This is a genomic window from Cohaesibacter intestini, assembly GCF_003324485.1.
Taxonomy (GTDB): Bacteria; Pseudomonadota; Alphaproteobacteria; order Rhizobiales; family Cohaesibacteraceae; genus Cohaesibacter; species Cohaesibacter intestini.
Genome location: NZ_QODK01000001.1, coordinates 919500 through 932674 on the forward strand (window position 1 = coordinate 919500; position 13175 = coordinate 932674).

14 protein-coding genes are annotated in these 13175 nt (G+C 56.5%); 10 read left to right on the forward strand and 4 right to left on the reverse strand.

Annotated features, from left to right (window positions below):
• The first annotated feature begins 65 nt into the window (after positions 1-65).
• The 4 genes from DSD30_RS03920 (at position 66) to DSD30_RS03935 (ending at position 2450) form a co-directional block, all read left to right on the forward strand.
• Positions 66-530, forward strand: a complete 465-nt coding sequence (locus DSD30_RS03920) for a nuclear transport factor 2 family protein (protein ID WP_114008247.1) — start codon at positions 66-68, stop codon at positions 528-530.
• Between the two features lie 53 nt (positions 531-583).
• Positions 584-1465, forward strand: a complete 882-nt coding sequence (locus DSD30_RS03925) for a sensor histidine kinase (protein ID WP_114008248.1) — start codon at positions 584-586, stop codon at positions 1463-1465.
• A gap of 221 nt (positions 1466-1686) precedes the next feature.
• The gene (locus tag DSD30_RS03930; RefSeq protein ID WP_114008249.1) at positions 1687-1881 is read left to right on the forward strand and encodes a hypothetical protein; all 195 of its coding nucleotides are present in this window, start codon (positions 1687-1689) and stop codon (positions 1879-1881) included.
• Positions 1882-1964: 83 nt separating this feature from the next.
• A complete protein-coding gene (locus DSD30_RS03935; RefSeq protein ID WP_114008250.1) occupies positions 1965-2450 on the forward strand; it encodes a YHS domain-containing (seleno)protein in 486 nt (161 codons plus the stop codon).
• A 75-nt stretch (positions 2451-2525) separates the two neighbouring features.
• On the opposite strand, the gene dld is transcribed toward DSD30_RS03935, so the two are convergent.
• A complete protein-coding gene (dld, locus tag DSD30_RS03940) occupies positions 2526-4217 on the reverse strand; it encodes a D-lactate dehydrogenase (RefSeq protein WP_114008251.1) in 1692 nt (563 codons plus the stop codon).
• Positions 4218-4438: 221 nt separating this feature from the next.
• Between dld and DSD30_RS03945 the strand changes: the two genes are divergently transcribed.
• Positions 4439-5227 carry a FadR/GntR family transcriptional regulator gene (locus DSD30_RS03945; RefSeq protein WP_198662809.1) on the forward strand — a complete coding sequence of 263 codons (789 nt, stop codon included), beginning with the start codon at positions 4439-4441 and terminating at the stop codon, positions 5225-5227.
• A 164-nt stretch (positions 5228-5391) separates the two neighbouring features.
• Positions 5392-6732 (forward strand): ferredoxin reductase family protein, encoded by a 1341-nt coding sequence (locus DSD30_RS03950; protein WP_114008252.1) that lies wholly within the window; start codon positions 5392-5394, stop codon positions 6730-6732.
• Positions 6733-6801: 69 nt separating this feature from the next.
• Here the strand turns inward: DSD30_RS03950 and DSD30_RS03955 are convergent, their stop codons facing one another.
• Entirely contained in the window at positions 6802-7785 is a 984-nt protein-coding gene (locus DSD30_RS03955; RefSeq protein WP_114008253.1) for an aldo/keto reductase, read from the reverse strand.
• 324 nt (positions 7786-8109) lie between these two features.
• On the opposite strand from DSD30_RS03955, the gene DSD30_RS03960 reads away from it, so the two are divergent.
• The 3 genes from DSD30_RS03960 to DSD30_RS03970 all read left to right on the forward strand — a co-directional run bounded on the left by DSD30_RS03960 (position 8110) and on the right by DSD30_RS03970 (position 10049).
• On the forward strand, positions 8110-8580 hold the full coding sequence (locus DSD30_RS03960; protein ID WP_114008254.1) for a tellurite resistance TerB family protein: 471 nt from the start codon (positions 8110-8112) through the stop codon (positions 8578-8580).
• Positions 8577-9296 carry a glutamine amidotransferase gene (locus tag DSD30_RS03965; protein WP_114008255.1) on the forward strand — a complete coding sequence of 240 codons (720 nt, stop codon included), beginning with the start codon at positions 8577-8579 and terminating at the stop codon, positions 9294-9296. The genes DSD30_RS03960 and DSD30_RS03965 overlap by 4 nt, the downstream gene beginning before the upstream one ends.
• Before the next feature lie 474 nt (positions 9297-9770).
• Positions 9771-10049: a YggT family protein gene (locus DSD30_RS03970; RefSeq protein ID WP_114008628.1), complete on the forward strand. Its 279-nt coding sequence runs from the start codon at positions 9771-9773 to the stop codon at positions 10047-10049.
• Between the two features lie 114 nt (positions 10050-10163).
• Here the strand turns inward: DSD30_RS03970 and ppa are convergent, their stop codons facing one another.
• On the reverse strand, positions 10164-10688 hold the full coding sequence (ppa, locus tag DSD30_RS03975) for an inorganic diphosphatase (protein WP_114008256.1): 525 nt from the start codon (positions 10686-10688) through the stop codon (positions 10164-10166).
• Between the two features lie 425 nt (positions 10689-11113).
• Between ppa and DSD30_RS03980 the strand changes: the two genes are divergently transcribed.
• On the forward strand, positions 11114-11713 hold the full coding sequence (locus DSD30_RS03980; RefSeq protein ID WP_114008257.1) for a hypothetical protein: 600 nt from the start codon (positions 11114-11116) through the stop codon (positions 11711-11713).
• A 21-nt stretch (positions 11714-11734) separates the two neighbouring features.
• Here the strand turns inward: DSD30_RS03980 and DSD30_RS03985 are convergent, their stop codons facing one another.
• Positions 11735-12982: a ubiquinone biosynthesis hydroxylase gene (locus DSD30_RS03985; RefSeq protein ID WP_114008629.1), complete on the reverse strand. Its 1248-nt coding sequence runs from the start codon at positions 12980-12982 to the stop codon at positions 11735-11737.
• Positions 12983-13175 lie beyond the last annotated feature (193 nt).

Here is a 13175-nt window from a genome sequence, read left to right on the forward strand (position 1 = left end):
AAAGACCTGAAAACCAGCAGCCAAGATTCGGGCCCTAAAACCAGCCCAAAGACAAGGATAAGACCATGACCCGTCCACCGCTTCCCCCGTTTGACGCAGACAGCGCCGCCACCAAAGTGCGCATGGCTGAAGATGGCTGGAATAGCCAGCAGCCGGAAAAAGTATCCCTTGCCTATAGCACCGACAGCCAATGGCGCAACCGGGCGGACTTTGTCACCGGACGGGAGCAGATTGTTGATTTGCTCAGCCGCAAATGGAAACGAGAGCAGGAATACCGCCTGATCAAGGAGCTATGGGCCTTCACGGACAATCGGATTGCCGTGCGATTTGCCTATGAATGGCGCGATGACAGCAACAACTGGTTTCGCGCCTATGGCAACGAGAATTGGGAGTTCGGTCCGGACGGTCTGATGCAGGTGCGTATCGCCTCGATCAATGACCTGCCGATCCGGGAAGAGGACCGCCTGTTTCACTGGCCGCTAGGCCCTCGCCCCCTTGACCATCCCGGACTGTCGGACCTAGGGCTTTGATACCCCTGCCGACCCGGTGAACACCCGTTATACGCGTTCGGAAAGGACTTGATATGCAGACCGACCAGATCGAAGCACATCGCAATGGCACGGCCGACTTTGTGGCCTTGTCCAAGAAAGACTCTCCCAAGACAGACGCGCTGAGCGAGACGTCTGATCCGTCCGCGTATGCCAATGCCCTGTCGATCGTCACCCACGATCTGAAGGGACCTTTGGCCAATCTGTCGCTGCTCATCGAATCCATCGAGGACAGCGCAGAAGCCGGCAGCCGCACCGCGCGCAATGCCGCCAAGGCGGATGTGATCATCACCCAGTTGAGCAAAATGCTCAGTGCGGTGCTGGAACGGGCCCGCGAAGGGCGGGACCCGCTCTCCTGCCGTCAGGACAGGGTCAACCTGATCGACGTGCTGGAACTGGCCATGTCGGTCAATCAACCCCGGGCCCGACAGCGCGGGATCACCTTTGAAAGCTGTGCCCTTGATCAGGTGACTGTTTCCGGCGATCAGGAGCTGCTGTTCGAAGTGGTCGACAATCTGGTCGGCAATGCGGTCCGCCATAGCCACCCCAACAGCAAGATCCGGTGTGAAGTGGGCCTTGAGGCTGATGGTACGGCTTACCTGCGGGTCGACGATGAAGGACCGGGCTTTCAGGAGGGCGACTTGCACAGGGCCTTTCGCCCCTTCACCCGGCTGTCGGCGCGGACAAGGAACGGGGAAGAGAGCAGTGGCCTTGGCCTCTGGATCACCCGCCTGATCGCCGAACGCCATGGCGGCCGGGTGGAAGCCAGCAACCGGCCAACCGGCCAGGGGGCTTCGATGACCCTGTGGATCCCGGCTCAGCGCCCCGGTGCTGGCGACAAAAGACGCGAGCCTTTGCACCGGACCGGTTGCGGTCCACAAAGGCACCAAGCGGGCCAGCGGCATTTGGCTGGCTAAGCTGACCAAATTCGGCGTCACGCGGCAATTGTGCTGAGCGCCGGACCTTTCGGGACGTGACATGACTTTTGACAGACCGTGGGCTTTGCAGCCCGCGAACGGGAAAGCTGTGCCTTGATCATGGCCTTGCCACCACTGCCCGACCCTTATGACCAAACTGGACGTTTAACCCTGATCAATGCCGAGACGGCATGGGGACCAACCATATTAAGGAGCAGACAATGACCATCAAACACGATCATCACCACGAATGCGGATGCGATGTCACGCAAGAATCCGTTGATCTGGCTCGCCGCCGTCTGTTGGCGCGCGCCGCAGGGGCTGCGGCTGTTGGTGCCGTCGGTATGGCTGCATCCGGCACCACCGCGATGGCAGCCACCAAGGAAGCGATGACCTTGTATGCCAAATCGGCCTGATTGCCATCACCCACCCCAATATTACCCAAAGCAACCCAACCCAACCCAACTGACCAGACACATCTTCCTGAAAGGACCAACCCATGCTGTCGAAACTGATTTTCACCTGCCTTGCCGCCGTTATGACGGTTTTCATCTCCACCGCTGTTTTCGCGGCTGACGAATATAACGTCAATAACGGCCTGACCCTGTCCGGCAAACCGCTTGGCCTGCACGGCTATGATCCGGTTGCCATGTTCAAGAAAGACGCGCCTGAGCTGGGCAATGCCGAATTCACCTCCCATCATGACGGTGTCGATTACTATTTCGCATCCGCCAAGACCAAGGACCTGTTTGACGCGGATCCGGCATCCCATCTGCCACAATTTGGTGGCTTCTGTGCCTTTGGCGTGTTTGTTGGCGCCAAGCTTGACGGTGATGTGCGCTATGCGGACATCGTCGATGGCAAGCTCTATCTGTTCGTCAATGAAGCAATCTTCAAGAAATATCTCGATCAGAAAGACGAAGTCATCAAGGGCGCTCATGTCAAATGGGATGGCATTCGGTCTACCGCCATTGGTGATCTTTAATCCCTTGAGCCATGTGTAAGTGATGGGGCGGGTCTTGGCTTGCAAGGCTCGCCTTTTTGCGTCCGGGGCCGGGCTTCAATGCTCGTGATAGCATTTGTTGCGGGACATTTTACCGATGCCGGGATTGAAGCTGTTGGTTGGATCAAGATTCTTGTAGAAGTTGGCGAGATCATCCTTGGCCTGATAGAGATGGCCGACATTATGCTCGGCGGGATATTCTGCCCCCCGTTCATCCAACAGCTTGAGCATCTCTGCCTTGATGGCTTTGGGGTCTTCGCCCTTCTTGACGATGTAATCCTGATGCAGCACATGACAGAAAAAATGGCCGTAATAGAGCTTGTGATGCAGCTTTTCGGTGATATGGGGGGGCAATTGTTCCAGCCAGTCATGGTCATTGCGCCTCAATGCGATATCCAGGGCCAGAATATCTTCAACCTCGTCGCTATGGATCGCCTGATAGCGGATGGCAGCGCCTGCGGCGGCAAAGCGGTGGAGACCGGCAATTTTGCCTTCACGCGGGCTGCATTCAAAGAAAGCGAGCTTGCCTGCCGCCTGCAGGCCAGCCAGCAGCTCTGACGCTTCCTCAATGCCTTCGTCACGCATTTTGAGGATCATGTGATGCTCATACTGGTCGCGGAAATCACACATCCGCTGGGGCAGAATTTCCGGCCAGAGGCGGGATAGCATCTGCATGAAGCGGTCGGTGAAATGCTTCAGGCCCGGAATTTTGCTGGTCCGGGCATCGACCCAGCCTTTGAGGGCGAAGAAGGTGGGCAGGCGGTCGGTGCCAAGTTTGTCGATCAGCACCACGGTGTCCTTGCCGTAAGAGCGGGTGATGTCGAAAATATCGCGATGCATATATTCGCCTGAGACCGGCAGATGCGCGCAGTCTGACAGGATGGTTCGGCGTAATTCTCCTAGATGGAGGGGATCGTTGGTGCCGACATAGAAGGTCTTCTCACGGGCATTTTTCGGATAGGTATCCAGCCGCACCGCAAAGACTGCGAGTTTGCCGGCGCAGCCGGAGGCTTCATGCAAGCGGCGTTTGTCGGCATTGAAGCGGGCCGGGCTGGCGGCATCGACATCGCGTACCCGGCTGGCATAGTCGGTATCGGATGCCTTGCGATTGGTCTCTTCGATGTCTTTGTCCTGATAGTCGCCTTGCTCCAGGCGGGTGAGGATCTCGTCCGGCGTGCTGCCAAGATTTATGCCGAGATGATTGACCAGCTTCAATTGACCCTGATCGTCGATCTGGGCGAAGAGTGACAATTCGGTATAGGAGGGGCCGCGCTCGATCAGCGCGCCGCCGGAATTGTTGCAGACGCCGCCTATCACCGACGCGCCAATGCAAGAAGAACCGATCACCGAATGAGGTTGGCGGCCCAAGGGCTCGAGCAGTTTTTCAAGGGCAAAGAGGGTGGAGCCGGGGAAGGAAATGATCTGTTTGCCCCCTTTGAGCGCCTTGAGGGCATCCATCCGGCGGGTGTTGATGAGCACCACATCGCGGTCATAGCGTCCCTTTGGGGTGGAGCCTTCGGTCAAGCCGGTATTGGCGGCCTGCATGATGACGATCTTGTCGGCGGCGACGATTTTCTCAAGGCAGTGCCAGAATTCAAGCAAGGTGCCGGGCTGGATCACCGCGATGGCGTCGCCCTCGCCGGAGCGAAACCCCTTGCGGAAGCGCTCGGTCTGCTTGTCGCCGGTCAGGACGTGGCGCGGACCGACGATTGTCTTGAGGCTTTCAATCAGAGCGGCATTGTCTGTCATGCTTTCCTCCCAACATTTGCAGATGTGCGTGGCGCGATGTCTTTTGGCCTTCAGAAGGTCAATAAACTTTACCTGTGGTTTGAGTCAATGAATTTTCACGTTGATTGGCTTATTTCCTAGATCATTGCGCTTGTCACCACAAAAGAGAAGTATGGGTCTTTTCTTGTTTGATGGCCAGTGGTAAATATTATGGCAAATGATTTCGAATGGAACCGAGACCCATGATGCCTTCTGCAATTGATCCCGCTACTCCCTTTGATCCTGTTGGACATGAAAGCGTTTCCGCCGGGGTTGTGCATCAGATCGAGGCGATGATCGTCGACGGCATCCTGAAAGATGGCAGCCGGTTGCCGTCCGAGCGGGAGCTGGCAGAGGCGATGCAGGTCTCCCGGCCCAAAATCCGCGAAGCCCTCCAGCAGCTCGAAGCGCGCGGGCTGGTGAGCATTCGGCATGGGGAAGGGGCTTTCATTGCCAAGTTGAGCGGGGCGGCGATGACCCCCGCAATGCTGGACTTGTTGGGGCGGCATGGGGAAGCCCTGTTTGATTATCTCGAATATCGGCGCGAACAGGAGGCCTTTGCAGCGCGACTGGCTGCCGACCGGGCAACGTCCGCCGACAAGGCACGGATCCGGTCCATCATGGATCAGTTGGAGCAAAGCTGGGAGAACCAGGATCAGGCGGCGTCGATCAAGGCGGATTTTCGCTTTCACAGTGCGATCATCGATGCCAGTCAGAATAGTCTGCTCATCCACATGATGGCTTCGATCTATGATCTGACCCGCAGCCGAATTTTCTACAATCGCGACTTTCTGCTCAGCATTGATGGCTCTGGACGTCTGTTGCTCGATCAGCATTTGGCTCTTGGTCAGGCGATCCTTGATGGCGATGTGAAGGCTGCCGAAGAGGCGGCCCGGGCGCATCTCGATTTCATCGAACGCTCTTTCCGGGTTGGGCAGGAGCAACAGGAGCGGGAAATCAAGGCCCGCAAGCGGCAGCTTCTGGCGCGTTGACCTGTTGGGGAGGACAGCCTTCGTAGTCTGACGGTCTTTTGCTTACGATTTCCTGCCTTTATCCTTGATGTCTTGCACCTGTCATCTAAAACAGGTTGAACTGACGCCACTTTGGCATCGATGCCTCTTATTCCAAAGGAAGCAAGACAAAGGACCAGAATGTCATGCGTATGATCGGCCTCTTTTTGATTGCCGCCGCATTGGTTGCACCGCTTTACTGGTTTTGGCCCCTGATGGGCCACCATGACCAGATTGCCCTGATGAGCCAGTATATTGGCTGTGTTGCCTTGATTGCGATGGGTGTTTCGCAGTTTCTTGCCCTGCGCTTGCGCTGGCAGCAGATGATTTTCGGTCCTCTGGATCAGATTTATCAGCTGCATAAATGGCTTGGCGTCATCGCCATCACGGCGATCCTGCTGCATGATACGGTGGATGCCGAAATGGATGGGTTGGGGGCGGAAACGCTGCTGGTCGAGGTTGCGGAAACGCTGGGGGAGTTGAGCCTGTATGGCTTCCTGATCCTCGTGGTTCTATCGATTGCCACCTATGTGCCCTATCATCTCTGGCGCTGGACCCACCGCTTGATGGGCGCCTTCTTTGCCGCCTCAGCCGCGCATTATCTGTTTATTCTCAAGCCCTTCGATGTGCTTGATCCACTGGGACTGTATGTTGGCGGCTTCTGTGCTTTGGGGATCCTTTGCTATCTGATTACGCTGTTGCCTTTTTCGCTGTTTGCCGGTCGCCATGCCTATCGGGTGGCCTCTGTCGAGCAGTCCGGAGAGGCGGTGGCCGTGTCTCTGGAGCCCGAGAAGAAAGGCATGAAGCACCGGGCCGGGCAGTTTGCCTTTGTGCATTTCACCGGCAAGGGCAAGAATGAAGCGCATCCTTTTACCATTTCCAAGGCTCCGGAAGGGGACCGCACCCTGCGCTTCACCTTCAAGCCACTGGGTGATGACACGCGCCTGCTGGCGCAAGATGTGGTTCCGGGTGATGCGGTGCGGGTATCGCCGGCTTATGGGCGGTTTGAATGCGGTGGCAAGAAGCCGGAAGTCTGGATTGCCGGCGGGATCGGCGTCACCCCGTTTGTCGCCTTTGCTCAAAGCCTGAAGAAAACCGATCCGCCGGTTGATTTCTTCTATTGTGTGTCCGATGCCTCGAAAGCGGCCCATTTGCAGGATTTTGCCAATGTGGCAGAGCGCTGTCCTAACTTCCGGATGCATCTGGTGGAAAGCTGCAAGACTGGCCGCCTGAATGTCGATCTGGTCGAAGCGCGGGTGGAAGCACCGATGTCTGATGTGACGGTCTATTATTGCGGGCCAGACTCAATGCGCAAGCACCTGCAGGCAGGGCTGGTTGCCAATGGTTTGCCCTCTCGTCGCTTCAAGTATGAAGTGTTCGAAATTCGCTCAGGCATCGCTGTGACGCCGGTGTTGAACGGGGTCGCGCGGCTGGCGGAGTTTCTGCTGAGGGGCTTTTTGAAGCGCCGGGCTGAAGCCAAAGGCTAGGCAGCAAAATCTCTTCGCTTGTAGAAAGGCCCGGCATTTTGTGTGCCGGGCCTTTCTTTTTTTCAGCTCTTAGTAAGCGCCACGCACATGCTCGGCGATTTTGTCGTTATAGAAGGCGATCAGCTCGCGATGGGTGGCTTCTGACAGCGGAGGCAGGGACGAGATGGCCGCATTGCGCACCGCCTGTTCCGGTCGACTGGCGCCGGGGATGATGGTGGAAACCGCTTCGTGATCCAAAATCCAGCGTTGGGCGAAATTGGCCATATCCATGCCCTCTGGCATGAAGGCCTTCATCTCATTGACCAGCTGCAAGCCGACCTCATAAGGAACACCAGCAAAGGTTTCGCCGACATTGAAATGGGCCCCGTCGCGGTTGAAATTGCGATGATCCTTGTCAGAAAACTGGGTGCTGGCCGAGAATTTGCCCGACAGGATGCCGGATGCCAGTGGCAGGCGGACAATGATGCCGACGCCTTTTTCCTGCGCTTTTGGCAGCAATTCGGTGGTCAGCTTCTGGCGGAACAGGTTGTAGATGACCTGCAGGCTGGTCAGCCCTTCCTGCTCAAGGCAGATCAGCCCTTCCTCGACGGTTTCGACGCTGGCCCCGAAATTGCGAATGCTGCCCCGTTGCTTCAACTCGCGCAGCCAGTCAAAAATTTCGCCATTGCGCATCACATCGGTCGGCACGCAATGCAGCTGAATGAGATCGAGGCAGTCGACACCGAGGCGGTCGCGGGATGCATCCACAGAATCGATCAGCGCCTGTTTGCTGTAGCCGTCTGGATAGACCGCGCCACGACCGAATTTGGTCGCCACCCGAATTGCCGGGTCATTTTTACTGGCCAGAAACTTGCCGATCAGGCTTTCCGAGCGGCCATCGCCATAGACATTGGCGGTGTCAAAGAAGGTGACGCCCTTTTCATAGGCGGCCTCAAGGATGGCGAGACCGGTTTCTTCAGCCACTTGCTCGCCCCAGTCGGCGCCCAGCTGCCAGCAGCCAAGACCCACTTCGCTGACAGCAAACCCATCTTTGCCCAATTGTCTCTCACGCATCGTTACCTCCCGCGCAGATTGTCCTGCGCCCTTCGTGCTTTTGTGGTCGACCCGTTAGACGGATGGGGCGACCGCAGTCAAAATCTGTCATTGTTCCATGGGATGACTACGAAATGGACTTTCGCAGTATTGCGATGATCCTGCGAGTGCCTATTTTCGTGAAAGCATGGACGAATGCTGCTGTTCCGGTTATGCATGCCGTATAAGCAAATCAAAGCCTTGCAAAAGACATGATATAGACAACCTGTTTATGCAAGTTGCCAAGAGAACATCGAAAAGCATGCTTTGCGGCGTGCCAGGAAAATCTTGAGATCGGATTGAACCATGTTTGACAGCTTGATGCAATTGTTTCGCGAAATGTCCGGCGGAGACAGCGAAAAAGCCCTGTTTCAGGACGGGGATTGTCGCGTGGCAGTGGCCGCGCTGATGGTGCAGTTGATTTCAGTGGATGGCGTGATCGATGGGGCGGAACAGGCGCGCCTGAAAGATGTGCTGAAGAAGCGCTTCTCCCTCTCCGACAAGGAAACCTCCGAGTTGATCTCCATTGCCCATGAGCGGGAAAAGGAGGCGGTGGATCTCTACGGCTTTACCTCCGTGTTGAAGCGCGAATTGGACGAAGCAGGCCGGGTTGAAATCATTGAGATGATGTGGAAGCTGGTCTTTGCCGATGGCGAAATCCACGAGTTCGAAGACAATCTGGTCTGGCGCGTGGCGGAGCTGCTCGGTGTGTCGCGGCGGGATCGCATTCGCATGCGCCAGTCCGTTGAGTCCCATGCAGACAAGGCAAGCGAATGACCAACGGGGCGGGGGCGGAACCAGCCCGAATCCTCATTGTGCTGCATCAGGAAACTTCGATTCCGGGGCGTGTCGGTACAATGCTGGAAAAGCGCGGCTTTCATCTTGATATCAGGCGGCCGCGCTTTGGAGATCCCTTGCCCTATACGATGGCAGAACATGCGGGCGCTGTCGTGTTTGGCGGGCCGATGAGCGCCAATGATCCGGATGCCTTCATCAAGCGCGAAATTGACTGGATGGCTGTGCCCTTGAAAGAGGACAAGCCGTTGCTGGGCATTTGCCTTGGAGGCCAGATGCTGGCCAAGCAGCTGGGCGCACGGGTCAAGGCCCATCCCAAGGATCAGGTTGAGATCGGCTATTATCCAATCAAGGCGACGGATGCGGGCGAGGCAATGATGCGTTGGCCGAGCCGGGTCTATCAGTGGCACCGGGAGGGCTTCGAGCTGCCCAAGGGGGCGGAGCTTCTGGCCGAGGGGCAGGTCTTTGCCAATCAGGCCTATCGCTACGGGGCCAATGCCTATGGCTTGCAGTTCCATCCGGAAGTGACCATGCGGATGATGATGCGCTGGACCACCAAGGCATCGGATCGGCTGAAACTGCCCGGTGCGCGCAATCGTCGCAACCATTATGCAGGGCGCCTGTTCCATGATCCGGCGGTGGAGCGCTGGTTGATTGCGTTCCTTGATCACTGGATTGGTCGCGCCGATCAAGCCTAGAGATTGTGGGGCTGGCTTCTCACGCAAGTCTTGCAATTTGCAATAGTGGCCATGCAATCTGCATCGACAATCGTTATCGAAGGGTTGCCGGTGCGTTTGCCTGTTCAAGATATTGTGGCTTGCCCTCTTCGAACTCTACCATATATGGAAACGGCTCGCGCGCGCCTTGCTTGGCACGATGCTTGCGATGAAGAAGACAAGCTGGCCTTGAGTTTTGCGTAGCCAGCTCTCAATTCGAAAGCCCCGATGCATGCGTGTTTTTTGTCTGCATCGGGGCTTTTGCTGTTTTTGCATTCTTTTTACGCAATCTGCGGGATTGGGCTTGCAGGCTTGTCGGTGGATCGCTACATCACTGATGAGTTTGGCGCTGGAAAATCCAGCCTTTCCAGCCATTTTAGGGACCTGCAATTTGCACCAATCAGCAGCCGCGATTTGGCTATGGCCAATCGGTCCGGCGATCCTTTGAGGAACAAGATGACCGCAATCATTCAGCTTATCGACATGATCCTTTCCCTCTATACCTATATCGTGATTGCCTCAGCCGTCTTTTCCTGGCTGTTTGCCTTCAACATCGTCAATCCACGCAATCAGATTGTGGCCAGCATTTATGAAGTCTGCTGGCGATTGACGGAGCCGCTTTTGTCGCGGATCCGCAATTTCTTGCCGTCAATGGGTGGGATGGATCTGTCGCCGATTGTTTTGTTGCTCGGTATCTTCTTTATCCGTAATTTGCTGCGCACGGGCATCTACTAAGCGATTGGCAACAGACGCGGTCCTATGGCCCGCGCTATCAGATTTTTTCGGTATGAAAAAAGCGCGGTCCCCGATGGGAGCCGCGCTTTGTCTTTTTTAAATCGATGATGAAGATTATTTCTTCATGTTGTCGATCGAGACCTGAATCATTTCCTTGGCTTTTTCCGGGCCAGCCCAGTCTTCGATTTTGACCCATTTGCCTGGCTCGAGATCTTTGTAATGCTCGAAGAAATGCTTGATCTGCTCGATCAGGTTTTTCGGCAGGTCTTCATAGGTCTTGATGTGATCATAGTGGCTGGTCAGTTTGGAATGGGGCACGGCGACCACTTTTTCGTCTTTGCCGCCGTCATCTTCCATGATCAGCACGCCAACCGGACGGGCGCGCATGACAACGCCGGGCTGCAACTGGGCATCGCCAACGACGAGCACGTCAATCGGATCGCCATCATCGGCCAGCGTGTTGGGGATGAAGCCGTAATCGCAAGGATAGGCCATTGGGGTGAAGAGGAAGCGGTCAACGAAGACGGCGCCGGAATCCTTTTCCACTTCATATTTGACGGAAGAGCCTTTCGGCACTTCGATCACAACGTAAATGTCTTCCGGGGCGTCTTTGCCAGCTGGGATTTCGCTAATATTCATCAGTCAACTCCAATAGGGTCTCGTGCCGGATAGCCTCAAGCCTGTGCAGGCGCAAAGGCATCAATTGCTTGTTGCCAGGGACCATGACAGCCTGACGAGGGCATGCATGATATGCGCAGTTGCCTAGCGGTTTAGGGCCATTGGAACGGGTTGGCAAGACAAACCTTCGATCAAGCCCGCATCTGGCGGTGGTTGACGGTTTTTTCCAAATTGTTTACCGACAATCCGCTTTTTTGAGGGGGATAGCCGGTATTTCGCAAAGATGATTGGGCGTGAAACGCATTTTTCAAAAAAATCTGAGAACCTTTTTCCATGCCAAAGCGTCTATCCAATGAGGCGCGCGACCCGATCCGCCCGCCGCTTGGTGAATTCACGTTTCATATTGCAGGGCAATTTTTGGGACAGGCAGCAGGGGAGACAGTCAAATGGTTGCTTTTGATCCGGTCAAATTTATGGGTTTTGTTGCGGGAACATCTTTTGCTGCCAGTCTGCTTTTGCTGTCCGGTCCGGCCGGGTCTGCGGAAATCTCCCATGCCTACAGCAAGCTTGATGAAGCCTCCTGCATGACGCTGGTGGTCAATGAGGAAGAAGGTTGGAGCCAGCAGGTCTGCAAGGGCCATGACGGCATTGCGGTCTTTGTGTCCGAGGGGGATCTGCGGATGTCCCTGTCTTATCGCAATCAGGCTGCCGATGATCGTTTTTTCACCTTTGGCAATTTCAACCGGGTTGGCGACACTATGGAATGGCGGCTGCGGGATGAGGAGGGCAGGAAGGTGCCTTTTGCGACCATCCTGCGCTGGTATGTGTCTGTGGAACAGCCGCGCGAAGAGCAGGCTTTGGTGATCACCAAGATCGAAGAGAATGATTTCTGCATTGCCGGCTTTGTCGAGGCGACGGCTGAGCGCAATGCCTATCTTTTGGCGCGCGACGTTGCCGATCAAGTGGTACCGGGCTTTGTTTGCGGTCAGGATCAGCCTCAATGGCATGGCCAGACCGGGCCGTTGGCCTCTGCCATGACCCGCTAAGGCTCCATCTATGACACGGGCCTAGAGGGCTTCGCCTTGCAACAGGCGGGGCCGGTTGCCCTGATTGCCTGCGGCTTCCTCGATGAAATAGCGCTTGAGGCCGGGCAGGCGCTCGACCATCCCCAACCCCAGATCGCGCACATGGCGCAAAATGTCGCTCTTGTTGGAGAAAAGGCGATTGAGCAGGTCGCAGGTCATGCCCATTTGCACCACGTCAAAGCGGCGCCAGGTCTGGTAGCGCTCCAGCACATCCAAAGCGCCAATATCCTGCCCAAGGCGGACGGCTTCGACCAGCACTTCTGCCAGAGCGGCCACATCCTTGAAACCGAGATTGAGCCCTTGCCCGGCAATCGGGTGAATGCCGTGGGCGGCGTCGCCGATCAGCGCAAAGCGCGGGGCGACATAGGAGCGGGCCAAGGTCATGCCGAGGGGGAAGCCCTTGCGCGGGCCTTTCTCCGACACGGTGCCGAGTTGTTTGCCAAAGCGGCGCTCAAGTTCCAGCGAGAAAGTGAAGTCGTCCATGGCCAACATCCGCTTGGCGTCGTCGGTGCGTTCATTCCAGACCAGTGATGAGCGATTGCCTTTGAGCGGCAGGATGGCAAAGGGGCCTGCGGGGAGGAAATGTTCAACCGCGCGGCCATTGTGTGGGCGCTCATGTTCCACCGTGGTGACGATGCCCATCTGATCATAGTCAAACCGGACGGTCGAAATGCCCGCCAGATCACGCAGGCGGGAGCGAACGCCATCAGCGGCGATGAGCAAACGGGTGGTGACTTTCTGGCCAGATGCCATCAGGACATGGGTCTGGCTGGTTTCCTCGGTGAAGGAGGAGACGCTGTCCTGCTCTACCAAGATGACGCCTGCTTCCTTTGCTGCATCATAGAGCGCCCCGACCATGGCGCCATTGGGCACCATATAGGCAAAGGGCTCTCCATCGCCAGTTGCGCCTTCAAAGGTCAGCAGAGCCGGGCGGACCAGATCCTGCAACTTGGAATCGGTGACCACCATATCGCGGATCGGTTCGGCCTCCGGCGCAATCTGGCCCCAGACACCGAGCTGGCCCAACATGCGGGTGGCCGCCGATGCAATGGCCGAGGCGCGCTCATCGGCCCGCATGCGGGCAATGGGCTGGGGTTCGATCACCAGGATCGACAGATCACAGGCCTGACGCACGGCGAGTGCCAAGGACAGGCCAACATAGCCACCGCCTGCAATGACCAGATCATATTTGTCTGAGGGGGCGATGGGTGCTGCTTGTTTTTCCGTCATGATCTGATCCCGGAGCTGGTGCCACATGTCCGATGGGGATGGCTAACCCAAGGTCAACCAAATCAAGGCATTAGATTGGGTTTTCCGCCGCCTGCCGGACTGTTTCTCTTGTCTTCCCCTTTTATATAGCCAGAAGCGGGCAGAAGATCTGCATAAAGTGTAGGGGATGTGCAATTTTTGTTGGAAAGCCGGT

What these genes read in the sequence shown, in the direction of transcription:
- DSD30_RS03960 (WP_114008254.1), top strand. Translation starts at nt 8,110, where the DNA reads ATGTTTGACAGCTTGATGCAATTGTTTCGCGAAATGTCCGGCGGAGAC.
- DSD30_RS03930 (WP_114008249.1), top strand. Translation starts at nt 1,687, where the DNA reads ATGACCATCAAACACGATCATCACCACGAATGCGGATGCGATGTCACG.
- DSD30_RS03980 (WP_114008257.1), top strand. Translation starts at nt 11,114, where the DNA reads ATGGTTGCTTTTGATCCGGTCAAATTTATGGGTTTTGTTGCGGGAACA.
- DSD30_RS03925 (WP_114008248.1), top strand. Translation starts at nt 584, where the DNA reads ATGCAGACCGACCAGATCGAAGCACATCGCAATGGCACGGCCGACTTT.
- DSD30_RS03935 (WP_114008250.1), top strand. Translation starts at nt 1,965, where the DNA reads ATGCTGTCGAAACTGATTTTCACCTGCCTTGCCGCCGTTATGACGGTT.
- DSD30_RS03945 (WP_198662809.1), top strand. Translation starts at nt 4,439, where the DNA reads ATGATGCCTTCTGCAATTGATCCCGCTACTCCCTTTGATCCTGTTGGA.
- DSD30_RS03965 (WP_114008255.1), top strand. Translation starts at nt 8,577, where the DNA reads ATGACCAACGGGGCGGGGGCGGAACCAGCCCGAATCCTCATTGTGCTG.
- DSD30_RS03970 (WP_114008628.1), top strand. Translation starts at nt 9,771, where the DNA reads ATGACCGCAATCATTCAGCTTATCGACATGATCCTTTCCCTCTATACC.
- DSD30_RS03985 (WP_114008629.1), bottom strand. Translation starts at nt 12,982, where the DNA reads ATGACGGAAAAACAAGCAGCACCCATCGCCCCCTCAGACAAATATGAT.
- ppa (WP_114008256.1), bottom strand. Translation starts at nt 10,688, where the DNA reads ATGAATATTAGCGAAATCCCAGCTGGCAAAGACGCCCCGGAAGACATT.
- DSD30_RS03955 (WP_114008253.1), bottom strand. Translation starts at nt 7,785, where the DNA reads ATGCGTGAGAGACAATTGGGCAAAGATGGGTTTGCTGTCAGCGAAGTG.
- DSD30_RS03950 (WP_114008252.1), top strand. Translation starts at nt 5,392, where the DNA reads ATGCGTATGATCGGCCTCTTTTTGATTGCCGCCGCATTGGTTGCACCG.
- DSD30_RS03920 (WP_114008247.1), top strand. Translation starts at nt 66, where the DNA reads ATGACCCGTCCACCGCTTCCCCCGTTTGACGCAGACAGCGCCGCCACC.
- dld (WP_114008251.1), bottom strand. Translation starts at nt 4,217, where the DNA reads ATGACAGACAATGCCGCTCTGATTGAAAGCCTCAAGACAATCGTCGGT.